Origin of the sequence: Mesorhizobium sp. M0292 (genome assembly GCF_040321695.1) — a bacterium.
Taxonomy (GTDB): domain Bacteria; phylum Pseudomonadota; class Alphaproteobacteria; order Rhizobiales; family Rhizobiaceae; genus Mesorhizobium.
This window is the reverse complement of sequence record NZ_JAMYSB010000033.1, coordinates 1-22,837: the sequence shown is the minus strand read 5'-3', so window position 1 is coordinate 22,837 and position 22,837 is coordinate 1. Positions and strand designations below refer to the sequence as shown.

Annotated in this window: 20 protein-coding genes and 1 pseudogene; 12 read left to right on the top strand and 9 right to left on the bottom strand. The window is 62.9% G+C overall.

Features of this window, described 5'->3' with window-relative positions:
- Nucleotides 1-79: 79 nt before the first annotated feature.
- Nucleotides 80-904: an ABC transporter permease gene (locus NKI96_RS29990; protein ID WP_023670071.1), complete on the bottom strand. Its 825-nt coding sequence runs from the start codon at nucleotides 902-904 to the stop codon at nucleotides 80-82.
- The gene (locus NKI96_RS29985) at nucleotides 901-1,818 is read right to left on the bottom strand and encodes an ABC transporter permease (RefSeq protein ID WP_023816431.1); all 918 of its coding nucleotides are present in this window, start codon (nucleotides 1,816-1,818) and stop codon (nucleotides 901-903) included. Before NKI96_RS29985 ends, NKI96_RS29990 begins: the two co-directional genes overlap by 4 nt.
- A 292-nt stretch (nucleotides 1,819-2,110) precedes the next feature.
- On the opposite strand from NKI96_RS29985, the gene NKI96_RS29980 reads away from it, so the two are divergent.
- The gene (locus tag NKI96_RS29980) at nucleotides 2,111-3,523 is read left to right on the top strand and encodes an aminotransferase (RefSeq protein ID WP_352807549.1); all 1,413 of its coding nucleotides are present in this window, start codon (nucleotides 2,111-2,113) and stop codon (nucleotides 3,521-3,523) included.
- 15 nt (nucleotides 3,524-3,538) lie between these two features.
- Here NKI96_RS29980 and NKI96_RS29975 read toward each other — a convergent pair whose 3' ends face one another.
- On the bottom strand, nucleotides 3,539-4,741 hold the full coding sequence (locus NKI96_RS29975) for an aromatic ring-hydroxylating oxygenase subunit alpha (RefSeq protein WP_023696407.1): 1,203 nt from the start codon (nucleotides 4,739-4,741) through the stop codon (nucleotides 3,539-3,541).
- Nucleotides 4,742-5,244: 503 nt separating this feature from the next.
- On the opposite strand from NKI96_RS29975, the gene NKI96_RS29970 reads away from it, so the two are divergent.
- Nucleotides 5,245-5,625, top strand: a complete 381-nt coding sequence (locus tag NKI96_RS29970) for a hypothetical protein (RefSeq protein ID WP_023670066.1) — start codon at nucleotides 5,245-5,247, stop codon at nucleotides 5,623-5,625.
- Between the two features lie 235 nt (nucleotides 5,626-5,860).
- Here NKI96_RS29970 and NKI96_RS29965 read toward each other — a convergent pair whose 3' ends face one another.
- Together NKI96_RS29965 and NKI96_RS29960 are read right to left on the bottom strand one after the other, a co-directional pair.
- Nucleotides 5,861-7,951, bottom strand: a complete 2,091-nt coding sequence (locus NKI96_RS29965; RefSeq protein ID WP_023670065.1) for a hybrid sensor histidine kinase/response regulator — start codon at nucleotides 7,949-7,951, stop codon at nucleotides 5,861-5,863.
- Between the two features lie 222 nt (nucleotides 7,952-8,173).
- Entirely contained in the window at nucleotides 8,174-8,902 is a 729-nt protein-coding gene (locus NKI96_RS29960; protein WP_023690130.1) for a response regulator, read from the bottom strand.
- Nucleotides 8,903-8,996: 94 nt separating this feature from the next.
- Here NKI96_RS29960 and NKI96_RS29955 point away from each other — a divergent pair, with 94 nt between their 5' ends.
- On the top strand, nucleotides 8,997-9,701 hold the full coding sequence (locus NKI96_RS29955; protein ID WP_023670063.1) for a response regulator transcription factor: 705 nt from the start codon (nucleotides 8,997-8,999) through the stop codon (nucleotides 9,699-9,701).
- 71 nt (nucleotides 9,702-9,772) lie between these two features.
- On the opposite strand, the gene NKI96_RS29950 is transcribed toward NKI96_RS29955, so the two are convergent.
- Nucleotides 9,773-9,943, bottom strand: a complete 171-nt coding sequence (locus NKI96_RS29950; protein ID WP_023670062.1) for a hypothetical protein — start codon at nucleotides 9,941-9,943, stop codon at nucleotides 9,773-9,775.
- Between the two features lie 33 nt (nucleotides 9,944-9,976).
- Nucleotides 9,977-10,309, bottom strand: coding sequence for a hypothetical protein (locus NKI96_RS29945; RefSeq protein WP_023713277.1), 333 nt, complete (start codon nucleotides 10,307-10,309; stop codon nucleotides 9,977-9,979).
- Nucleotides 10,310-10,642: 333 nt separating this feature from the next.
- Between NKI96_RS29945 and NKI96_RS29940 the strand changes: the two genes are divergently transcribed.
- Nucleotides 10,643-11,104, top strand: a complete 462-nt coding sequence (locus NKI96_RS29940) for a L,D-transpeptidase (RefSeq protein ID WP_023711689.1) — start codon at nucleotides 10,643-10,645, stop codon at nucleotides 11,102-11,104.
- A 165-nt stretch (nucleotides 11,105-11,269) separates the two neighbouring features.
- Here the strand turns inward: NKI96_RS29940 and NKI96_RS29935 are convergent, their stop codons facing one another.
- Together NKI96_RS29935 and NKI96_RS29930 are read right to left on the bottom strand one after the other, a co-directional pair.
- A complete protein-coding gene (locus NKI96_RS29935) occupies nucleotides 11,270-14,353 on the bottom strand; it encodes an efflux RND transporter permease subunit (protein ID WP_352666284.1) in 3,084 nt (1,027 codons plus the stop codon).
- Nucleotides 14,350-15,654: an efflux RND transporter periplasmic adaptor subunit gene (locus NKI96_RS29930; protein ID WP_023670058.1), complete on the bottom strand. Its 1,305-nt coding sequence runs from the start codon at nucleotides 15,652-15,654 to the stop codon at nucleotides 14,350-14,352. Before NKI96_RS29930 ends, NKI96_RS29935 begins: the two co-directional genes overlap by 4 nt.
- 149 nt (nucleotides 15,655-15,803) lie before the next feature.
- Between NKI96_RS29930 and NKI96_RS29925 the strand changes: the two genes are divergently transcribed.
- The 8 genes and pseudogenes from NKI96_RS29925 to NKI96_RS29890 all read left to right on the top strand — a co-directional run.
- Nucleotides 15,804-16,340 (top strand): TetR/AcrR family transcriptional regulator, encoded by a 537-nt coding sequence (locus NKI96_RS29925; protein WP_023693712.1) that lies wholly within the window; start codon nucleotides 15,804-15,806, stop codon nucleotides 16,338-16,340.
- 347 nt (nucleotides 16,341-16,687) lie between these two features.
- A complete protein-coding gene (locus NKI96_RS29920) occupies nucleotides 16,688-17,476 on the top strand; it encodes a 3-hydroxybutyrate dehydrogenase (protein WP_023822562.1) in 789 nt (262 codons plus the stop codon).
- A gap of 140 nt (nucleotides 17,477-17,616) precedes the next feature.
- Nucleotides 17,617-18,435: a chromate resistance protein ChrB domain-containing protein gene (locus tag NKI96_RS29915; protein ID WP_023670055.1), complete on the top strand. Its 819-nt coding sequence runs from the start codon at nucleotides 17,617-17,619 to the stop codon at nucleotides 18,433-18,435.
- Nucleotides 18,432-19,823, top strand: coding sequence for a chromate efflux transporter (chrA, locus tag NKI96_RS29910; RefSeq protein WP_352807547.1), 1,392 nt, complete (start codon nucleotides 18,432-18,434; stop codon nucleotides 19,821-19,823). The genes NKI96_RS29915 and chrA overlap by 4 nt, the downstream gene beginning before the upstream one ends.
- 306 nt (nucleotides 19,824-20,129) lie before the next feature.
- A pseudogene (locus NKI96_RS32625) lies at nucleotides 20,130-20,249 on the top strand (methyltransferase); the annotation flags it as partial.
- Nucleotides 20,250-20,345: 96 nt separating this feature from the next.
- Nucleotides 20,346-21,047 (top strand): methyltransferase, encoded by a 702-nt coding sequence (locus NKI96_RS29900; protein WP_352807544.1) that lies wholly within the window; start codon nucleotides 20,346-20,348, stop codon nucleotides 21,045-21,047.
- A gap of 373 nt (nucleotides 21,048-21,420) precedes the next feature.
- Nucleotides 21,421-22,626 (top strand): pilus assembly protein TadG-related protein, encoded by a 1,206-nt coding sequence (locus NKI96_RS29895; protein ID WP_460221833.1) that lies wholly within the window; start codon nucleotides 21,421-21,423, stop codon nucleotides 22,624-22,626.
- A 4-nt stretch (nucleotides 22,627-22,630) separates the two neighbouring features.
- A partial coding sequence (locus NKI96_RS29890; RefSeq protein ID WP_352807541.1) for a TadE/TadG family type IV pilus assembly protein occupies nucleotides 22,631-22,837 on the top strand: 207 nt, incomplete at its 3' end.

The following is a 22,837-nucleotide window of genomic DNA, read 5'->3' as shown; positions in this document are numbered from 1 at the left end:
TTGGGGTCGATCAGATTGGGCCCGCTCGGACTTATCTTGCTTGGATGGCTCATCCTGAGGCCGTTCGGCCCCGGGCTGCTCAGGCATAGAGGCCTCCCTCGCTCTGGGTGCGTCTGGCCGCATGGCGGCGCAGGATCTCGGCAACGGTCATCAAAACGAAAGAGGCAACCAGCAGCAGCGTGCCCAGCGCCAACACACCCGGCAGCTTGGCGGCAAAGCGCAACTGGCCCCAGATATAGATCGGCAGCGTCGTCTCGGTGCCGGTCAGGAAGAAAGCGATGACGAACTCGTCGAGCGAGATGGTGAAGCAGACCAGGAGGCTGGAAATGATCGCCGGCGCCACCATCGGCAGCGTCACCCGCCGGAAGGTGCCGAAGGCACTCTCGCCGAGATCGGCGGAGGCTTCTTCGAGGCTGCGGTCGAAGCCCTCGAAACCGGCGGTCAGCACCGTCATCGAATAGGGAATGCAGATCAGGACATGGCCGAGCACGACGGTGAACAGCGACAGGCTCAGGCCTAACTGCAGCATGACCAGCAGCATGGAGATGGCGAGGATGATTTCCGGCAGCACCAGCGGCGCCATGATCAGGCCATTGATTGTGCGGCGGCCGGGATAGCGGTAGCGGGTGATCGAGCGGGCGGCGAGGATGCCGAGCAGCGTCGCCAGCACCGATGCCGAGATACCGACGATCAGGCTGTTCCAGGCGGCGTCAAGCAGCGCCGGCGTCTTCGGCAGGTCTTGGTACCATTTCAGCGTATACCCGGTGAGAGGAAATTTTGGCGTCGGCGCGGTGTTGATCGAGAAGATCGGCAGGAAGATCACCGGCAGATAGAGAAAGACGACGTAGAGGAAGGCGTAGGCGGACAGCCAGCCGCCGGGAAAAAGGCGCCGCCTCGCCGTCATCGCGCCAGCCTCTGCAGCGCGCGGATGATGAGCACGGTGGCGCCCGCCATCAGCGTCACGACCAGCATGGTGGTCACGGACAATGCCGCGCCGAGTGGCCAGTTGGAGGCCTTATGGAACTGCGACTCGATGGCATTGGCGATCATCACGCCATCCTTGCCGCCGACCAGCTTTGGGGTGACGTAGTCGCCGACGGTGGGGATCATGACGATGAGAGCGGCCGAGATGACGCCCGGCGCCGACAGCGGCAGCGTCACGCGCAGGAAGGAGCGCAGCGGGCCGTCGCCAAGATCGGTGGCAGCCTCGACCAAGGTGCGGTCGACCTTCTCGAGCGAAACGAAGATCGGCAGGATGGCGAAGGCCGCCCAGGCGTGTGTGAGCGTGATGATGACGGCGCTGGAATTGTAGAGTAGCGCGGTCGATGGTTCGTCGATGATGCCGAGGCCCATCAGGCCGGAATTCAGCACGCCATTATAGCCGAGGATGACTTTCCATGACATCACGCGCAGGAGATAGCTGGTCCAGAACGGGATGGTAATCAGGAACAGCCACAGGCTCTTGTGGCGACCGCCATGGAACGAGATGAAATAGGCGATCGGATAGGCGAGGATGACGGTGAAAAAGCTCACCGTCAGGGAAATGTAGAGCGAGCGCCACAGAAGATCGCGGTAGATCGGCTCGGTCAGCGCGATGCGATAGTTCTCCAGCGTGAATGTGTGGTCGATGGTGAGGTAGTTCTGCGTCCAGAAGGAGTGGGCGAAGACCACCAGGATCGGCACCAGCAGCAGGATCAAAGCGTAGACCAAGGTCGGGCTGATCAGGGCAAGGCCCTGGACGGATTCGGACTGCAGAAGGGCGTTTCGCCTTGCTCGCGTCATGCGTCGCGTGGGCACCCCTTCGGCAGCTACCGTCATTGCAGCGACCCGGGCGTGATCTCGGTTGCTGGCTCGAACTGTTCCGCCATGATGCTCCCATTGACCGGGCCGGCTGCCTGTTCCCAATTTTTGCGGAGCGCGCTTTGCTGGTTGCGCTCCAAGCTTGCCGGCTTTCTTTCATCATGAGCGCATCCGTGCATTGAAATCAAGCGCTATTTCTGCAATATTGATTGAACGGACATTCAAAATGAAGTGAAGAAAGCCGGCTTTCCTGCCCTTGGCGCTTCGCTTTCTGTCCGGTGAAATTACGCTCAGACGATGCGAGGCAATGATGGCGGCTGCAAGAGACCTAAGAGCGATGGAAATGGCTGACGGTGGCGATGCGGTCGAGCTGGCCAAGCGCCATCTCATCCAGCCCTGGCCTTATGCCGGCTCGGTCGGCAATGAAGCGCGTGCGCTGATTGGCGAGGGCGATGGCATCTACATCACCGATGTAACAGGCAAGCGACTGATCGACGGGCCGGCCGGCATGTGGTGCATCAATGTCGGCCACCGCCGCGAGGAGCTGGCCAGGGTGATGTACGACCAGGCGATGATGCTGTCCTACAACACGCCCTGGTATACGATGAATGCGCCGTCGGCCGAGCTCGCCAAGCGCCTCGCCGATCATGCGCCGGGCGATCTCAGCCATACCTTCTTCACCACCGGCGGATCGTCGGCTGTCGAGACGGCGCTGCGCTTCATGCAGTTCTACAACAATGTGCGCGGGCGGCCGGAAAAGAAGCTGATCCTCAGCCGCGGCGGCGCCTATCACGGCTCGACCTATCTGTCGGCCTCGCTCAACGGCCGGCCGCGCGACCGCGACTGGATGGACGGCGCCGACGATCTGGTCGTCAAACTGTCCTCGCCAGACCCGTTCCGGCGGCCGAAAGGCATTGACATCGCCGCCTTCTGCGATTTCCTGGTCGATCAGTTTCGCGATGCGGTCGCCCGCGTCGGCGCAGAGAAGATCGGTGCTTTCGTCGGCGAACCGGTGCAGGCATCCGGCGGCGTCGTCGTGCCGCCGGATGGCTATCTCAAGCGCATTCGCGAAATCTGCAGGGACAACGATATCCTCTATATCTCCGATGAGGTGGTGACCGGCTTCGGGCGGCTCGGCCATGTCTTTGCCTCCGGCGATGGCTTCGGCATCGACCCCGACATGATCACCTTCGCCAAGGGCGTTACATCAGGCTATTTCCCGCTTGGCGGCGTCATCATCTCGGAGCGGCTGCTTCAGGAAATGCGCCGTTCCAACCATCCCGATGCGATGTTCGGCCATGGCCTGACCTATACCAGTCATCCCATCGGCTGCGCGGTGGCGCTGAAGAACCTCGATATCCTGGAAGACAGCGTGCTGGCCCACACGCGCGATGTCGCGCCCTATTTCCAGGCGCAGTTGAAGACGCTGGAGGAACTGCCGCTGGTTGGCGAAGTCCGCGGCATGGGCCTGATGGGCTGCGTCGAGTGCGTAGCCGACCGCGAAAGCAAGGATCCGCTGCAGCTCGACAAGGATGTCGGCAAGCGCATCGACGCGCATTGCCACGAACTCGGCCTCCTGGTCCGGCCGCTGATCAACATGTGCGTGATGTCGCCGCCGCTGATCATCACGCGAGAGCAGATCGACGACATAGTGGCGATCCTGCGCGAAGGCATTTCGCGGACCATGGATGATCTGCGCAAAGAGGGCGTGTGGCAGGGGTGACTGGCAGTTCCGCCCCTACACCTGCGAGCGCATAGCCTCATTGAGGTTCCACATGTCCTTCTCCTCCGGCGCCGTCTCCAGGCCCAGCACCGGGATCTGCTTGCGCAGATGGTCGTGGTGGGTGCGCACACCGTATTCGAGGTCGGAGAGATAAAAACCCTCGAAGGCCTCCGAGATCATGGACTCGTTTGACCAGACGGAAAGCTGCACGTCCTCGTTCATGGTATCGCGGTCGATGCGGTAGGCGAGATAGCGGGCGGCCGCCTGTTCCCGGGTCTCGTCGGGGTAGCGGTAGATGGCGCCGCGCAGCAGCGTCTCGCCGGTCGACAGCGGGAACTCCTGATAGAACTGCACCGATTCCGGCATGATCGACAGCGCGTTGTTGGGGAAGATGCCGTAATAGATCCAGGCCCTGCGCAGATGCTCCGGCAGGTGTGAGGCATCGGGCGTGAGCTTGATGTATTCGCGCACGCTCCAGCGCCGGCCGGCATGCGGATTGTAGGTGGCAAACGAGCGCGACACGCCGTTGATGAACGGCTCGTCGAAATAGGTCGAGCCGTAGAGATCCTGCAGCGCCGGATGCGCCATGGCGACGTGGTAGCCTTCATTGTCGACGTCGCGCACCGACTTCCAGTTGACCGGCGTTTTCTGTGTCCAGATGCCCCAGGACGGCACCATCTCGGCCACGTTGTAGTGTGCCATCTCGGCCTCGATCGGCTTCAACAGTTCGGCCACCGAAGGCTGCGGGCCGCCCTTGCGAAAGCGGACAAAGATGAAGCCCATCCATATCTCAAGGTCGAGCGGCATCAGGCCGAATTCGGTCTTGTCGAGCTCGGGGAAGGAGCGCGGCCGGGCGGCGCCGCGCAGCGTGCCGTCGAGATTGTAGACCCAGCCATGGAACGGGCAGACCAGCGCGTTCTTGCAGGTGCCCTGGCTGTCGGCGACGACGCGGCTGCCGCGATGCCGGCACATGTTGTTGAAGGCGCGCACGACGCCGTCCTTGCCGCGCACGATGAGCGCCCGCTCGCCGACCACGTCCATAGTCAGATAGTCGCCGGCATTCGGCACGTCGCAGACATGGCCGGCGATCTGCCAATGGTTGCGGAAGACGTATTCCTTCTCAAGTTCGAGAAGCGCGTCGGAGTGATAACTCCAGCCCGGCAGACCCCGCCGGTCCCAATCATTGGGGATCGCCACGTCACGGAGATGCGGGTTCATAAAAAAGCTCTTCTTTTATTGAATACTCATTCAATAAAACCATATTTTACATTGAAATGCAATGGCTTGTAGAAATCTCAACTTTTCAAGTCGGCACAACAGGACCAGCTGAAAGCCAGAAAATCCCGGAATATCCGGGCGTTAACCGGGGGCGTGAAATAGCTGTCCGGCATGCGGATTTGGCCGTGCCGAGCTTGCAAACACGGCCCGCTCCGAGACGAAAATACCTGGCGTCCGCAAATTCGATCCGCAGTGTGAGCTTGTTCATAGTGCGGCCGACAGGAAGCGGGCTTGGTGCGTTCGCGGCCCGCCTGTCGTCAACATTTGATTGCCCGCATGAAACAGCTTCGCAAACGCATCTTGCCGTCGGCACATGACCGGATCTGTCCGGATATGCCCGAATTTCTTGTTTCAAACCTGTTACGCGGGCAAGCCAAGCGCATCATTCGCCCGTTACCAGGCGCGCTTAGGTTCGTTTCATAAGAAAACGAAGGGGAGCAGCAATGCATACGAAAGTCGAGATCACTAGCAACGAACGACGCGCCAAACTGGCACTGCGTCAGCGCGCCAGCGACCATCCGGTTGCGATGTTCTCCATGCTGGGCGCCTGCGCTCTGGCCGTCATGTTCCTGACACCGGCTTCCGGTCCGGCTTTTGCTTCGCTCAACCCGCCGGCCAATGTTGTCCAGGGCGCGCCGACCACCATCAAGACCGCCCGGCTGCCGGAGCCGGAAATCGATTTTGCCTGCCAGGGTCAGGCCTGGGGCGCCGAGAGCGCGGAGTGCCTGCGCGTCATCGCCGCCCAGTCCGGCGTGCACAAGGCGCGTTCCGTCCGCATGATCGCCAACGCAGCGCCGCTGACCACGACACCCAACGTTTTCTGAACCTCCCGAGCGCTTCCTCCCGCGCTCGTTCTTGGCTCCCGCCGCTTCCCTCGGTCGGGAGCCTCTTTTTTAGGGCCTATCGATATTCGGGTGAGGCCGGCCTGCGCATGGAGGTTCCCTGCGCTTCCGGTGCTCGCGTACTTCAAGTACGCTCCGCTCCGGTTCTCGGGAACCACCATTCTCGACTCGGCCTGACCCGAATCTCGATAGACCCTACATGGGTGCTTCCGAAAACTTAGCCGGCGGCGGCGACCTGGTCGGCTATTGCCGAGAGTACGCCGCGGACGTCCAGCGTCGAGAACGGCTTTTCCAGGATTTGCGGGCGCTGCGGCGCCGGCAAGGCTTCGATCTCGGCCTTGGCGCCGATCAGGTCGCCGGTGACCAGCACGAAGCGTTTGGCCAGCGCCAGGTTGTCGGCGAGCAATTCGCGGTAGATGGCAATGCCGCTGGTGCCGGGCATGCGCAAGTCGGAAAAGACGATGTCTGGCGGCATGTGGCCGGTCAAGGTCGCCGCCGCCGACGTCCAGGCCGGCACGACCCGCGACTTGATACCCATCAGTTCCAGGATGTCGGAGAGGGAGCCGGCGACGTCGGGTTCGTCGTCGATGATCAGCGCATGGCGCAAGCCGCTGGAACGAGCCGGGCTGTCGCCGGCTGCTGCCGCGCCGCCGGTGATTACCGGCAGCTGGACGACGAAGCGCGCGCCACGCGGCAGCACCTCCTCGAACCAGATATTGCCGTTGTGGCGCTCGACGATCGATTTCGAGATCGACAGGCCGATGCCGGTGCCGACGCCGACCGGCTTGGTGGTGAAATAGGATTCGAAGATGCGGCTGCGGATCGCCTCGGGAATGCCCGGTCCGTTGTCCTCGACCGAAAACCCGGGGTTGCCGCGATCGCTGCGGAATGTCCGCACCTTGATCAGGCGGTCGCCGCCGATACCGGCCAGAGCGTGTTGGCTGTTGATCAGGAAATTGGCGGCCACCTGCGTGACGTGGTCGGCATCGGCCATCGCCAGCAGCGGGCCGGGCGCGAAATCGGTGTCGATGATGATGCCGCTCGAGCGTGCGCCATAGGCGGTCACTTCGAGTGCGGCGCGGATCACCTGGTTGAGATCGGTCTCGGCCTGCGCCGCCGGATGCAGGCGCACCATCGACAGGAAGCTTTTGACGATGCGGCCGCAGCGCTCGGCAGCGGCGCGCACTTTCTCGGCGCGAACCTTGGTCTGCGGGTCGGTGGCGAATTCATGCAGCAGCGTCGACTGCGCAACGACCACGGCGAGCGGGTTGTTGAGCTCGTGCGAAACACCGGCCAGCAGTGAACCCATCGCCGCCATCTTCTCGTTCTGGTGCAGTTTTTCGCGCTGGCGGTTGATCTCTTCTTCGGCGCGCAGCTTATCGCGCAGATCGCGGATCGAACCGAAGATGAGCTGACGGTCAGCCACCCGCATCTCGGTCGCCGTCAATTCGATGGGAAACACCTCGCCGGCCGCATTCTGTGTCACGGTCTCAAGCCGTTGGCCAACCATCGGCGCGCCGCGGCCAGACATGTATTCGGCGCCCGAGACATAGCCCTTGCGGTAATATTCCGGCACCACGGTATCGAGCAGGTCCTTGCCGAGGATGTCGCTGCGCTGATAGCCGAACATCTTTTCGGCGGCCGGATTGAATTCGATGATCGAGCCGGTCTCGTCGATGACGATGATGGCGTCGAGCGACGCCTGCAGCATGGTGCGGCGGATGACTTCGCTGGCATGGGCGTCGGACGGCGAGTGCTCGATGGCGTCGCCGATGGCGAGCGCGATGATGTGCATCGTCGCCTCTTCCTCTTCGGTCCATTCGCGCTCGTTTAGGCAGTCATTGACCGCGAACGTGCCCCACAGATGACCGTGCGCGAACACCGATACCGACAGGAACGACTTGATGTGCTGCTTTTCGAAATCGGCCCTGAGGAACCCGTCGAGATCGCGCGTATGGCCGGCGAAGATCTTGCCTTGCCGCTCGTCCTCTCCAATCCGCTCCAGCAGCGGATCGGTATCGACGATCGACTGCATGATCACCGTCGGCGAAGCCAGTTCGCCGCCGAAGCGAGGATCGATCCAGTAGGCGGCGACCGATTGGGCGAAGCCCTGGCCGGGCAATTCGCGCAGCCTGAACAGGATGCCGCGCTGGCAATTCATGGCGCTGCAGAGCGTTTCGAGGATGGTTTCCATCTCGCGCTGCCAGTCGCCGGCATCGCGCAACCGGCGGACGACGCGCACAGCCGCCATCGCGGCGCTCTGGCGAGCGCCTTGCGGGTCCATACGTGGTGCTGGTTCAGCGGTCATGTCAGCCATCAGTAAAGGGCCGTCGAATTAGGCAGCTATGGAGCATTTCACGAAAAAGGTGAAACGCTCCATGTTTCAATGCAATCCCGAACGGAAAATCGCTACGCACTGTTCCTGGAATTGCTAGAGCGTTTCACCGTTTCACGGAAACGGAGAAGCCTCTATCTCTTTGTTTTTACGCAATTCCGGGCGGAAGCCGCGTACACTTTTCCTGTAATTGCTCTAGTGCCCGTCACCGGTCGGCAGCGAGAAGATATAGCCTTCGCCGCGCACTGTGCGCAAAAATTTCGGATTGGCCGGATCGGTTTCGATCTTCTTGCGCAGCCGCATGATGCGAATGTCGACGGCGCGCGACGATTCAGGATCCTCGACAAAACCAATCGCCTCGGAGATCGCCGATCGCGTCAACAGCCGGTTGGCGCGGGTCAGGAAAACCTCCAGCACATCGAACTCGCTCTTGGCCATGTCGATGACGGCGCCGTTGGCGCCGGTGACAAGCCTGCCGTCGAGGTCGGCCTGGAACGGGCCGAAGGTCAGGCGGCGGCCGCCATCGGCTTGTGTCTTCGCCGCCTGGGGCGGGCTCGGCTGCGGAACGCGGCGCAGCACGCTGCGCACACGAGCCAGCACCTCACGCAACTCGTAGGGCTTGACGATGTAGTCGTCGGCGCCAAGCTCCAGCCCGACAATGCGGTCGAGTGCGGTGCCGGCGGCCGTGGCATAGATGATGCCGACCGGTATTTGCGAGCGCAGCCAGCGGCCGAGCGACAGTCCGTCCTCGCCCGGCATGGCGATGTCGAGAATGGCCAAATGAAACGATTCCGTCTCCAGCAAGGCGCGCGCCTCGGCCGCGCTTCCGGCCTGGGTCACATCGTAGCCGTTGGCGCCGAGATACTCGGCGACCGCGTCCCGGAGATCGGGCTCGTCCTCGACGATGACAATCCGTGCCCGCACTATGGCCTCGCTCCCGCTTTCAGCGGAAAGTAGATTGGGTATAAACATGATGTCCAGCACTCATATCCGGTTGCGGGGGAACGGGAAGAAAAACATGGCTGCACGATCCGTCATCGCGCTGGTTTCCGTCGCCGATGTGGTGGCCGGCGATCTTGCCGATCATCTCGACCGGCGCGGCCATGACGTGCGCGAGGCGCGGCAGCCCTGGGAAGCTGAATCCCTGCTTTCGGCCGGAGGCATCGATATCGTCATCGTCGGCGACAGCCTCAGCCAGGCGGAGGGGCGGGACCTGCTCAGGCGTTATGGCGGCGGCCAGAGCGCGGACGGGAAGGCGGGGCCGGATTTCATCCTGATCTGCCGGCCGGCCGATCTGGTCGACAAGGTGCTGGCGCTCGAGCTTGGCGCCGCAGATGTCGTCGAAAGTCCGCTCAATGTCAGGGAGCTTGCCGCGCGCATAGGCGGCCTGCTGACGCGGCGCGGCAGGTCCGCCCAGGAACTGATCGTGCTGGAAAATGCCACCGTCGATTTGCGGTCGGCCATCGTCATGCACCGTTCGGGTACGGAAGAACAGCTGTCGCCGGGCCAGGTGGCGCTGCTCAGGCTGTTTCTGGCCAGCCCGCGCAAGGTGCTGACGCGCGACGACATCATTGCGGCGGCGCCCGCCGAAAATGCCGATGCCTTCGACCGCTCGATCGATTCGCGCATCGTGCGGCTGCGCCGCAAGCTCGACACCGAAACCATCACAACTATACGCGGCGCAGGCTACCGGTTCGACCCGCCGACGCAGCGCGCCGACTGAGGGTCGGGAGGCTGGATTGTTCCTCGGCTCGCCCAAAAAAGCTGCGCAATCTCGGGCGCCATGCATAGGCGTCAGCGCACCACCAGAAGCGATGGTCCCGACGGCAATTCGCTGGCGACTACGATTTCGCTGGCGGCATGCGCGCGGTCCTTCAGAAGAACCGTGGCGAGACCGGCAAAGCCGAGCAGGCCTTGTGCATAGAGCAGTACCGAAAGCACGGAGGCTGCAGATTTCGTCTTCATCGGTTGTCCCCAAAAATCAGAACCGCGGGTGCTTCAGGATAAACCCGAAGTGCCCGCGTCGCCCACGGAGCCCCCCGTTGCGACGCGGGCCTTCGGTCCTCTCGGCAGCAAGTTGCCGGAGGGGCCGCGCATCCACTTCAACCCGAGGCCGACCCGCCAGAGGGCCCTGAGACGGTTGATGCGCAGACTGGAGACAATCCAGACCAAGGCTATGAACAGCGCGGCATGCAGCGTCGAAATCTCACCCGAATTCATCACCGCCAGTTTCGTCATCGGGGTGCCGGCTACTGTGCCGATGCCGCCGACGACAAATGCGGCGATGCTTATCCTGAAGTACCAGGACAGGGTGGTCGATTTGATGCTCATTTTCGTTGGCGCCGGCTGTTCTCGTTGGGATGACTGTGCCGCGAGCCTGTAACCAGATCATGCCGCCCAGGCCGCGCTTTGTTGCAAGTCGGTTTCGAGCGAAGCCAATCTTCTTTCATATAAGGACATCAGCACTTTCGTTTGTGGGCGCGGTGGGTGATCGGGAGTGCGCAGCGAAGACGGGAGCACGCTCCTTGTTGTCCACCTTGCTTGTTAATCCGAGGAAACAGATTCGAAACACAAACGAGCGTCAACCGAAATCAGCTTGAAACATGACGCAGGGATAAACGGCCATCGAATTGACGCCGGCCGGGCCGGCAAAGGGGAGCCATCATGTACAAAGCCATTTCCGCCAAACTCATCAGCGTCACCGCCGCCGCTGCCGGCGCCGCGCTTCTGCTTGGCGCCGCCAACAGCACCGCCCATGCCGCGGCAAACCAGATCGTCGCGCGTGTTTCGCTGTCGCAGCAGACCATGGAAGTGCTGGTCGATGGCCGGCCGACTTTCGCCTGGAAGGTCTCGACCGGCGACAGTGCGCATGTCACGCCGACCGGCTCGTTCAAGCCGACCCGCATGCACGAGATGTGGCATTCGAAGAAATACGACAACGCGCCGATGCCGCATTCGGTCTTCTTCAGCGGCGGCTACGCCGTGCATGCGACCAACGCCATCAAGCGGCTGGGACGGCCGGCGTCGCATGGCTGCGTGCGGCTGCATCCCGACAATGCCGCCGACTTCTACCAGTTGGTCGAAACCTTCGGCCCGACCAACACCAGCATCGTCATCGTCAAGTAGCAGACTGCGTTTGGAGCGATGGTGCAGCGCAGCCGGACAGGTCATGCCGCACCGCAAGTTCCCGCCTTGGAGCTCCATCGGGGCTTCGCGGTAAATCAATCCAGTCAAAAAAAGAGGCCGGAAATTTCCGGCCTCTTTTCGTTTGTTCGCTGACGCCGTTCGCGCTCAGTCCGCGTGCACCGGCATCAGCTTCGGGTCTGGCTTTTCGGCGTGGTGCGGCAGGTCCTTGCTGGCGATGAAGGTGTAGAACATCGGCACCACGAACAGGGTGAACATGGTTCCGACCAGGATGCCGGTGAAGATCACGAGGCCCATCGAATAGCGCGCCGCCGCACCAGCACCACTGGACACGATCAGCGGCACGACGCCGAGCGCCATCGCCGCTGTCGTCATCAGGATCGGCCGCAAGCGCACCTTGGCCGAGGCGACGATCGCATCGCGCCGCCTCATGCCATGCAACTCGCGCTGCTGGTTGGCGAACTCGACCAGAAGAATGCCGTGCTTGGTGATCAGACCTATCAGTGTGATCAGGCCGACCTGCGTGTAGATATTGAGCGTTCCAAGCCCCAGATTGAGCGGCACGATGGCGCCAAAGATCGACAGTGGCACCGCCATCATGATGATCAGCGGGTCGCGGAAGCTTTCGAACTGCGCCGCCAGCACCAGATAGATGACGATTACGGCGGCTGCGAACGCGATAAGGATCGTGTTGCCCTGCTCCTTCTCCTGCCGGGACTGGCCGGAATAATCGATGAAGAAGGTATCGGGCAGGCTCTCCTTGGCAAGGTTCTCCAGGGTCTGCAGCCCGTCGCCCGTGGTGACGCCGGGAAGCGGCAGCGCTGATATCGTCGCCGAGTTCAGCTGGTTGAACTGCTCGATCGCGGCCGGCGCGGCGTTGGTCGAAATCTTCACCACCGCTGAAAGCGGCACCATTTCGCCGGTCACGCTACGCACGAAATATTCGCCGAGCTTCTCGGGATTGTCGCGGAATTCCTTCGGCACCTGCGGGATGATGTCGTAGCTGTTGGAGTCGCGGTCGAACTGAGCCACTTCGGCGCCGCCGACCAGCAGCGTCAGCGTCTGGCCGATGTCGGCGATCGGCAGGTTGAGAGCCGCCGCGCGGTCGCGGTCGATGGTCACCGTCACCTGCGGAGCGTCAAAGGACATCGAGTTTTGCACGACGATGAAGCGGCCGGAGGCCTGCGCCTTGTTCTTAATCTGCTCGGCCGCCTCGTAGACCTCGGCGGAACCACCGGTCGAGCGCACCACCATGGAGATCGGCAGTCCGCCGCCGGAGCCCGGCAGCGTCGGCGGCGCAAAGACGAAGGCCTCGACGCCGGCCACCTTGCCGAGGCGTCCCTGGATATCGGCTTGAAGCTCCTTTGAGTTGCGCTGGCGCTCGGCCCAATCCCTAAAGGCGAAGCCGACAAAGGCGCCGTTGGTGGCGCCGCCAAAGGCAACGGCGGAGAATTGCGCCCTGGTTTCGGGAATGTCCTTCACCAGGCCGAGGATCTGGTTGACGTAGGTCTCGGTGTAGTCCGAGGTCGCGTAGCGCGGTGCCGTCACGATAGACAACAGGAAGCCCTGGTCCTCTTCCGGCGCCAGTTCGCTCGAGGTCTTGGTGAACATGAAGCCGGTGAGCGCAACCAGCGCCACGACCATCAGCAGCGTCACCGGTCGATTTCTCAAGGAGGCGGTGACCGCCCGCTCATAGACATGCTCGACACGGCTGAAGGTTCCGTCGACGACGCGCTGGAAGCGACTGTGCGATCCCGCCTTGAGCAGACGCGCCGCCATCATCGGCGTGATGGTGACGGCTATGAGGCCGGACAGCACCACCGAACCGGCGAGCGTCACCGCGAACTCGCGGAACAGCGCGCCGGTCAGGCCGCCGGTGAAGGCCAGCGGCGCGAACACGGCGGCGAGCGTGATGGTCATGGCCACGATGGCGGAGAAAATCTCGCGCATGCCGTTGAAGGCCGCCTGCATCGGCGACATGTGGTCCTCCTCCATGTGGCGATGGATGTTCTCCACCACCACGATAGCGTCGTCGACGACAAGGCCGATGGCCAGCACCATGGCCAGCAGCGACAGAAGGTTGATCGAATAGCCGACCGCAAACAAAAGGAAGCAGACGCCGACCAGCGACAGCGGGATGGTCACGATCGGCATCATCACCGAGCGGAATGAGCCGAGGAACAACAGGATGACCACGACGACGATGGCGACGGCTTCGGCGATGGTCTTGAACACTTCATCGATCGAGGCGCTGATCTGTTCGGTGGAATCGTAGACGATTTCGATGGTCATGCCTTTCGGCAGCGTCTCTTGAATCAAAGGCACGATCTTGTGGATCGCCTCCGCCGTTGTCAGGGGGTTGGCGGCCGGCGTCGGGAAGATGGCGAGGAAGGTGCCGGGCTTGCCATTGAAGCTCACCCTCGTGTCGGTGCTCTCGGCGGCAAGCTCGACTCGCGCCACGTCGCGCAAGCGCACCACCTGGCCGTCCGTCGAGCGCAGCGGAAGCTCGGCAAAGGCCTCAGGCGTCTGCAGCGTCGAGCGAACCGTGATCGAGGAGACGACATATTCGTTCTCGGTGTTGCCGGGCGCCGACAGGAAGTTGGAGTTGTTGATCGCCGCCAGCACTTCGGCGGCGGTGACGCCACGCGCAGCAAGCTTGACCGGGTCGATCCAGACCCGCATCGAATATTCCTCGGCGCCGAAGATCTGCACGTCGGCGACACCTTCGACCGTCGACATGCGGGGCCGCACGACGCGCTCGATATATTCGGTGAGCTGCTCCTTGCTCATGTTCGGATTCTGCATCGAGATGTACATCATCGCGAACTCTTGGCCGGTGCCCTTGACGATGACCGGATCCTTGGATGCATCCGGCAAGGTGCCGCGTACGCCCTGCACCTTCGACAGGACCTCGGTGAGCGCGACATCCGGATTGGAGCCGAGCTTCATCTGGACGACCACAGTGCTCGAAGACGGCCGGCTGGACGAGGTGACGTAGTCGATGTTCTCGGTCGAGGCGACGGCCCGCGCGATCGGGGCGGAGATAAAGCCCTGGATCAGGTCGGCGCTGGCGCCGGGATAGGCGGTGGTGATGGTGATCGCCGTCTCGTCAACCTTGGGATACTGCCGGATCGACAGGTTGAAGATGCCCTGGAAACCCAGGAGCAGGATCATGCAGGCGAGGACGGTGGAGAGGACCGGCCGGCGAATGAAGATGTCGGAAAAGTTCATTGCTGAGCCTGCTGGTTAGCCGACTTGCTGGGGTCAATGGTGTTGTCGACAGCGACGGACATGCCGTTGAAGAGACGATTCTGACCGGCGGTGACGACCTCGTCACCGGCCTTGATGCCCTCGATGATCTCGACCATGCCGTCGTTGCGGCGGCCGGGCTTCACGAACACCTGCGACAGCACGAGCGCCGGCTTTTCCGGTTCTGCCGCGGGCTTCGCGGGGTCGACAGCCGGCTTGTCCGCGGGCTTCGCCGCGGCGTCTTCGGCAGCCGGTTTCGCGTCTGCCGGCTTTGCATCTGCCGCCGGCTTTGCTGCGTCGGCCCCTGCAGCAGGCTTTTCCTCGGGTTTCGCGGCTGGGGCGCCTTCCGCCGGCTTCGCCGGAACGACGACGAAGACGAAGTCGCCATAGAGGCTCGACGTCAATGCCGTCTGCGGCAAGGACAGAATGTTTTTCTCCTGCGGCAGCTCGACGCGAACCTGGACGAACTGGCCGGGCGTCAGCTTGCCGTCAGGGTTGGCGACCTCGCCGCGGACGGACACCAGGCGGCTTGAAGCGTCGATCTTGGGATCGATGCCGCGAATGGAGCCGGCAAACGGCATGTCGGCGCCGCCGCCGGTGCCGCCGAGGCCGAGCCGCACCGCCTGGCCTATCTTGAGCAGCGGCAGCTGCTGTTCGGGTACCGAGAAATCGACCCGCATGGTGTCCAGATCCTGCAAGGTCACCACTGCGTTGCCGGGCGAGAGATATTGGCCGAGGTCGATCTTGGGGATGCCCACGGTGCCGGCGAACGGCGCCGTCAGCTGCTTCTGATCGAGCACGGCCTGCAGCTTGTTGACCTGCGCGGCGGAGGCCGATGCAGCGGCTTGAGCGGTGTCGAGCGTGGCATCCGTTCCGACGCCGCGCCGCTGCAGCTCCAGCGCGCGTTCGAGCGCCGTCTTGTCGGACACGGACTGCGCCTTGGCCGCGACCAGATCCGCGCGTTCGACGGCATCGTCGAGCTGCAGCAGGACCGAATCGACCGGCACCTTCTGGTTGGCATGGAAAAGGATGTCCTTGACGATGCCGCTGGTCTCGACGGTAAGGTCGACACCGCGCACGGCGCGTACCGTGCCGATCGCCTCGACCCCCGGCGTCCAGTCGGAAGGCTTGACGACAACCGTCGATACGGTCGTCGCCGGCGGCTTCATGGTGGCGAAATACTGTTTGATAGCGTTGTCGCGGAACAGGTTGAAGCCGACAACGCCGACGCACACCAGAGCGAGCAGAAGCAGAATTGCGGTGATAGAGATGAAGCGCTTCACGAACTGTCCCCTCGGCCGATGTCCGGCAAAATAGCCGAATAGCGGGACACTTATCGACGCCAGGTCCCGATTACAAATGACGGCGAACTTACTGTACCGTCTGGACGGTCTTGTCAATTCCGCCTAGGCTGGTGCGGGGGAAGGGATCGATGAAGACCCAAAGGGCAAATTCGCGCGACAAGATACTCGCCGCCGCCGCCGATGTCGCACGCGAGACCGGTCCCGGCAGCCTGTCGCTTGACGCCGTCGCCAGCCGCGCCGGCGTGTCGAAAGGCGGCCTGTTATATAACTTTCCGACCAAGGCCAAACTGATGCAGGGCCTGGTGGAGAATTACCTGCGCGCGTTCGAGCTGGCGCTGGAATCGGGCCGTGTCGCCGGCGCCAGCGGCGAGAGCCTGCTCGCCACCTATATCCGGCTCTCGGCGGATGATTGCGAGGAGCCGAAGCCGACGGCTTCGTGGATATTCTCGGCGATCGCCGAGGATCCGGATTTCCTGACGCCGATAAAAGCCTTCAAGTCGCAGCTGCTGCAGCGGCTGAAGAGCGAGACGCCGGACCTGAAGACGCTGCTGGTCTGCTTTCTGGCCATCGAAGGGCTGCGCAGCATGAACCTCTTCGATTCCGACGTGCTTTCCGCCGACGAACGCCGCTTGCTGGTATCGGCCCTGCTGGAGATTGCGGGATAGCTCAGGGCGTCGGATCTAAGAAGCGATACGGGCCGGGCGGAAAGGACGGTTGGTGAGCGGCATGGCATAGGCACGCATCACGACATCGGCGATTTCAAGCTACAGCCCCCTTATTCGTTGGATCGATGGTTCAGGAATGACTGCGCGAATGCGCGGCCGACTATGTTGCGCCGCACCATAACACTGCCGTGTCAGCCTTGACGTGTCAGCCTTGAGACGGCGCTCGGCGAGGCCGGCAAAGCGCGTTTTAGGGCTGTAACAGCGCCGACATATGGTTATGGCGTTGTCATGTTGCGGCGCACAAACTATGTGTCTTTGTAGTCCCTCCCAACAGTCGCGAGATCTCCATGGGTTCCCTTTCTTCGAAGAATGCGCTCGTCACCGGATCGACCAGCGGCATTGGCCTGGCCATTGCCCGCGCCCTTGCCGCCGAGGGCGCCAACGTCACGATCAACGGCCTTGGCGAAGCCGCGGCGATCGAACAGGAGCGCGCCGGCATCGAGAAGGATTTCGGCGTCCAGTGCCGCTACTCCGGCGCCAACATGATGGACGGCGCAGCGGTGACCGCCATGGTGCACGAAGCCGAGCAGGCCTTGGGCAGCCTTGACATTCTGGTCAACAATGCCGGGATACAGCATGTCGCGCCAATCGAGGAGTTTCCCGACGACAAGTGGGAAGCCATCATCCGCATCAATCTGCTGGCCGCCTTTTACGCGATCAAGGCCGTGGTGCCCGGCATGAAGGCGCGCAAATGGGGCCGCATCATCAATACCGCGTCGGCGCATGCACTGGTCGCCTCGCCGTTCAAGTCGGCTTACGTCTCGGCCAAGCACGGCATAGCGGGTCTGACCAAGACGGTAGCGCTGGAAGTCGCGCAGGACGGCATCACCGTCAACGCCATCGCGCCCGGCTATGTCTGGACGCCACTGGTCGAAAAACAGATCCCCGACACGATGAAGGCGCGCGGCATGACCGAGGAACAGGTCAAGCACGACGTGCTGCTGGCAGCGCAGCCGACGAAGCAATTCGTCACCGTCGAGGAGCTCGCCGCGCTGACTCTGTTCCTGTGCTCTGACGCAGCCAGACAGATCACCGGCACCACCTTGCCGATGGATGGCGGCTGGACGGCGCAGTAGGCGCGCTCCCCCGGCGCCGCTCTTTCCTTGACAAAGGCGAAGGATCAATCCAGCATTGTGGCAAGGGGTTCCTTCGCGACGACCCCGTGAGGCGTCAGCCCAATGATCGCGTCCAAACTCTCACTCTGGAGGTGGACGCCATGCCGTCAACAACCGCAATCACCGTAGCGCAGCTTTCCCGCCTTGTCGGTCTGTCCGACGCGCCTGTTCTTGTCGATGTCCGCATCGACGAAGACTACGACGCCGATCCGCGCCTGCTTCCGGCCTCGTGCCGGCGCGACTTCAAGTCTGTTTCGAGCTGGGCGGCCGAGTTCACGGGGGCTCATGCTGTCGTCATCTGCCAGAAGGGGCTGAAGCTCTCGCAAGGCGTTGCCGCATGGCTGCGCCATGAGGGCATTGCTGCCGAATCCCTTGAAGGCGGCTTCGAGGCGTGGCAGGCGGCCAAGGGACTTCTGGTCAAGGCCGACAAGATACCGCCCCGCGACGACAAGGGCCGCACGGTCTGGGTGACGCGTGCCCGCCCCAAGGTCGACCGCATCGCCTGTCCCTGGCTGATCCGCCGCTTCGTCGATCCCTCGGCGGTGTTCCTGTTTGTCGAGCCGTCTGAAGTGCTGGCGGCCGCCGATCGGTTTGGGGCAGTTGCCTTCGACATCGACGACGTGTTCTGGAGCCATCGCGGCGAGCGCTGCACCTTCGACACGATGATCGAAGAGTTCGGGTTGCGGTCCGAAGCGCTCGATCGCCTTGCGCTGATCGTGCGTGCAGCCGATACGGCGCGCCTCGATCTCGTACCGCAGGCGGCCGGGTTCCTCGCTGCATCGCTCGGGCTGTCGCGCATGTTCCGCGACGATCTCGAACAGCTTGATGCCGGCATGCTGCTCTACGATGCGTTCTTCAGATGGTGCCGCGATGCCACTGACGAAACCCACAATTGGCCCAGCGCGGGCAAAGCGCCATGAGCGCCCTCGCCGCGGACGACGATGCACAGGCTACCGAGGCTCCGATCGTCCCGACCTTCCGCCAAGCCGCGAAACTGTGGGCAAGGATCGGCCTGCTCTCCTTCGGCGGGCCGGCCGGACAGATCGCGCTGATGCACAAGGAATTGGTCGAGGATCGCCGCTGGATCGGCGAGCAGCGGTTCCTGCATGCGCTCAACTACTGCATGCTTCTGCCAGGCCCCGAGGCACAGCAGCTCGCCATCTATATCGGCTGGCTGCTGCACCGGACCGCCGGCGGCCTCGTTGCCGGCATCCTGTTCGTGCTGCCCGGTGCGTTTGTCATGCTGGGCCTCAGCATCTTCTACGTGCTTTACAATGATGCGCCCGTCATCGAGGCGCTGTTTTTCGGCATCAAGGCGGCGGTGCTGGCCGTCGTCGTCGAGGCGGTCCTCCGCATCGGCAAACGGGCGCTCAAGAACCGGGTGATGGTGGCGATCGCGGTGGCCGCGTTCCTTGCCATCTATGTCATCCGGCTGCCGTTTCCGCTGATCATCCTGGTTGCAGGGCTGACCGGCTGGATCGGCAACCGCCTGGCACCGGCGCGTTTTTCCGGAGCCGCACGCGGCAAGGACAATTTGCCCGATGTCAGGGGTGCCGTCGACGTCATGTTCGAACGCGGCGAACTCGCTCACACCAAGCCGACGAAATGGCACGCGCCGCGCACCATCGCGATCTGGCTGCCGATCTGGCTCGGGCCGGTCGTACTGATCCTGGCGCTGACCGGCCCTGCCAGTGTTTGGGCACAGCTTGGCGGCTTCTTCAGCCTGATGGCGGTGGTCACATTCGGCGGCGCCTACGCCGCGCTCTCCTATGTCGCGCAGGCAGCCGTGACGTCGTTCGGCTGGCTGGCGCCGGGTGAAATGGTCGATGGGCTTGGCCTGGCCGAGACGACGCCGGGACCATTGATCCTGGTGCTGCAATTCGTCGGCTTCGTCGCCGCCTACCGGCACGCCGGTGCGATGGGACCGCTTGTCGCCGGATCGCTCGGCGCATTGCTGACGCTCTGGGTGACGTTCGTGCCGTGCTTCTTCTGGATCTTTCTCGGTGCCCCCTACATCGAGGCGCTGCGCGGCAACAAGGCACTGTCGGCGGCGCTGAGTGCGATCACGGCGGCTGTCGTCGGCGTGGTGATGAACCTTGCGCTGTGGTTCGCACTTCATGTCGTCTTCGGCGCGGTGCACCGCGTTGGCCTGGGCATGGAGGTGCCGGTGCTGTCGTCGCTGGATTGGCGTGCCGCGCTGCTGGCGGCAGCCGCTATGGTCGCCATGCTGAAACTGAGGATCGGCATGCTGCCGACATTGGCCGGCTCGGCGCTGGCCGGACTGGCGCTGCTGGCCTTGCCTGCGTAGCGTTCGAAGGCGCGGCCAGCCATCATCACAGCCGGATTTTTGAGGTATGCCGGGGCGGCGCACAACGGTCGCGGGCGCTGGTAGGATCAGCGCCGGCCCCGGAGATACCCTTTACGTCGAACCCGATGCCGCCAAGCTGAACCTGTTCGACGCGGAGAGCGGCGCGCTGGTGAACTGATTTGACGAGGTTGGCCGAGCTGTTCAAAGTCGATCCTGGATCGCACAACGGGATATGACATGGTGGATTCCGATCGGATCGACAAGCTGATCGCAGGGGTGCCCCCCGCCTAGGCGCTTCGTGCCGGGCTGGACCTTGGCATCTTCACCCGGCTCGGCGGCGGTGCTGCGACTGCCGACAGCCTTGGGGCAGCGCTCAAAGTCGAGCCCGCTCGTCTGTCTCGGCTCCTCTACGCGCTCGCCAGGATCGGTCTCCTCGACGTCAAGGATGGTCAGTTTCGCAACGGAGCCGAAGCGTCGGAGTTTCTCGACGAGTCCAAGCCGACCTATCGCGGCGGCGATCATGTGCTGCTGCGCGAACTCTGGGGAGCCGACCTTTTGACCGCAGAGTCGCTGCGGCAGAACCGGCCGGCCGCGCTGCACGACTTTTCCGAAGCGGGGCCAGAATCCGCAGCGGCCTTCAGCCGCATGCTCGCACCGGGAGGGGTGATTTTCGGCCGGAATCTGGCCCGTGAGCTGGACCTCTCGGCGGTCCGTTCGGTGATCGACATCGGCGGCGGCGCCGGGACCATTCTGGTCGGACTTCGCGAGCGATGGCCGCATATTGCGGCGACTTTGATGGAACTCCCGACGGTCGCAGCGGTCGCACCAGCGATCCTGTCGGAATACGGTGCCGGCGATGTGGTTGTCGAAGAAGGCGACATAACGGTCGCGCCATCGACCGGCCTGCATGACTTGGCGATCCTGAAGGCCGTCGTCCAGGTCCTGCCGCCGGACCATGCACGAAGTTCGATCCTGAACGCGGCGCGTTGCCTCACACAGGGAGGCGAGATCGCAATTGCGGGGTGGGGTGTCGTCGACGACGACCGCCTCGGCCCGCCTGAGGGTGTCTTTCTCAATCTCACCTTCCTGAACCTTTACCGCGCAGGCGAGTCGTACACGGAAGGTCAGTATCGCGGGTGGATGACCGAGGCTGGATTCCGGGATATCTCCAGGTCGCAGCTGACCGACGGCACCACGTTGTTTCGTGGGCGCCTCACGGACTGAACGTGGCTGGAGTGGTTGGTTTCGGGCGTGTGGCCCTCAAAGCCTGCCCCGGACGGATTGCACAAAGTTCCTGAGGCGGCGTGAGCCGATCTTTCCCCTTACCGGGCAGCGGTGTCCCCTGTCTTCTCGATAGCTTCTTCGCAGAGGGGGCATTTAAATGTCACTTGGTCGACAACAAAGTTCGCGATAGCGGCATATTTCGCATTCATCGATTCTGGGGCGGTACCTCCGACAGGATGATCCGTGGTCGCTGCAATTGCGCCTAGCACGTTCGACTACGTCGAATCGGAATGGAGTTTTTAGACATTCGTTTATCTATTCGTGGTTTCTAATACATATGGCATCCAACGCGTTCACCCGGATTTGGTTTGCTTTGGGCCGCCCAACGCGCGCCACGAATGGTAACGTTGCCGTCATCTTTGCCTTCACCTTGCCGGTCGTGGTCGGCGGCGCCGGCCTCGGTGTCGAGACATCCCTCTGGTACTACAGCAGCCTCAAGCTGCAGGCCGTTGCCGATGCCGCGGCCTATGCCGGTGCGCTCGAGAAAGTCGCGGGTTCCGATAACCCGACCATCATTGCCGCTGCCACGCAGTCCGCGACCTCGAACAATTTTGCCACGCCGGGCACGATCCAGGTCAACACGCCGCCATTGTCCGGCCCGAACACCGCGAAGAAGGCGGTAGAGGTCATCGTCAAGCAGAATCTCGATCGCTACTTCACGGCGATTTTCAACCAGGCGCCCGTTGCCGAACAGGCAAGGGCGGTGGCGCTGATCAATGACGCCTCCAAGGCTTGTGTGCTGGCGCTCAGTCCCTCGGCCTCCCAGGCTGCGCTCTTTTCCGGCAACACCACCGTCAACCTCACCGGCTGTTCGGTCATGTCGGACTCGATTGCCTCGGACGCCATAAAGACGCAGGGCTCGGCGGTGCTCAAGGCCGACTGCCTGATCACGGTCGGCGGCATGGTGCTGAACAATCCAGCGACCACGGTCTGCAAGTCCAACATCACCCGAGCCTTGCCGGCAGCCGATCCTTTCTCCGGCTTGGCGACGCCGACAGCAGGCAACCCTTGCAAGAATGTCAACGGCAACAAGACGTCGCAAACACTCCAGCCTGGCACCTACTGTAGCGGCATGAGCCTCAGCGGCAACGTCACCCTGCAGCCCGGCGTCTACGTCGTGCAGGGCGGTATGAAGGTCAACGCCAACGCGGTCGTCGCCGGCAGCGGGGTAACCATCTTCATGGCAGGCAGCAACACCGTCAGCATGAACGGCAACGCCAAGGTGACGCTGAGCGCGCCTACCTCCGGAGCCTATTCCGGCGTGCTGTTCTACGGCGACAGGACCGGGACCGCGGCGCAGAGCACCTTCAACGGCACCGCGGCCTCGCTTTTGACCGGCGCCATCTATTTCCCCAGGCAGCAGGTCAACTACCTTGGCAACTTCTCCGGGAACGGCGGCTGCACTCAGGTCGTCGCCGACACCATCCAGTGGTCCGGCAGTACGACCATCAAGCAGGACTGCACCAGCCTCGGGATGAAGAACATTCCGGCGACGCAATCCGTTCAGCTCGTCGAGTAGCGGGATGGGTGGGCGGACCTTGCGCATTGTCCTGGACAAATCCGGGATAGCTGCCGTCGAGTTTTCCATGTTGCTGCCCATCCTGTGCCTCGTCTGCCTCGGCATCGCCGACGGCTGGTCCTACGTAACGAGTTACCTGCAGATGCGCGCGGGCGTTAAAACCGCGGCCAATCTCGTAATGGCCGGCGCGTCCAATGACACCGGAACGCAG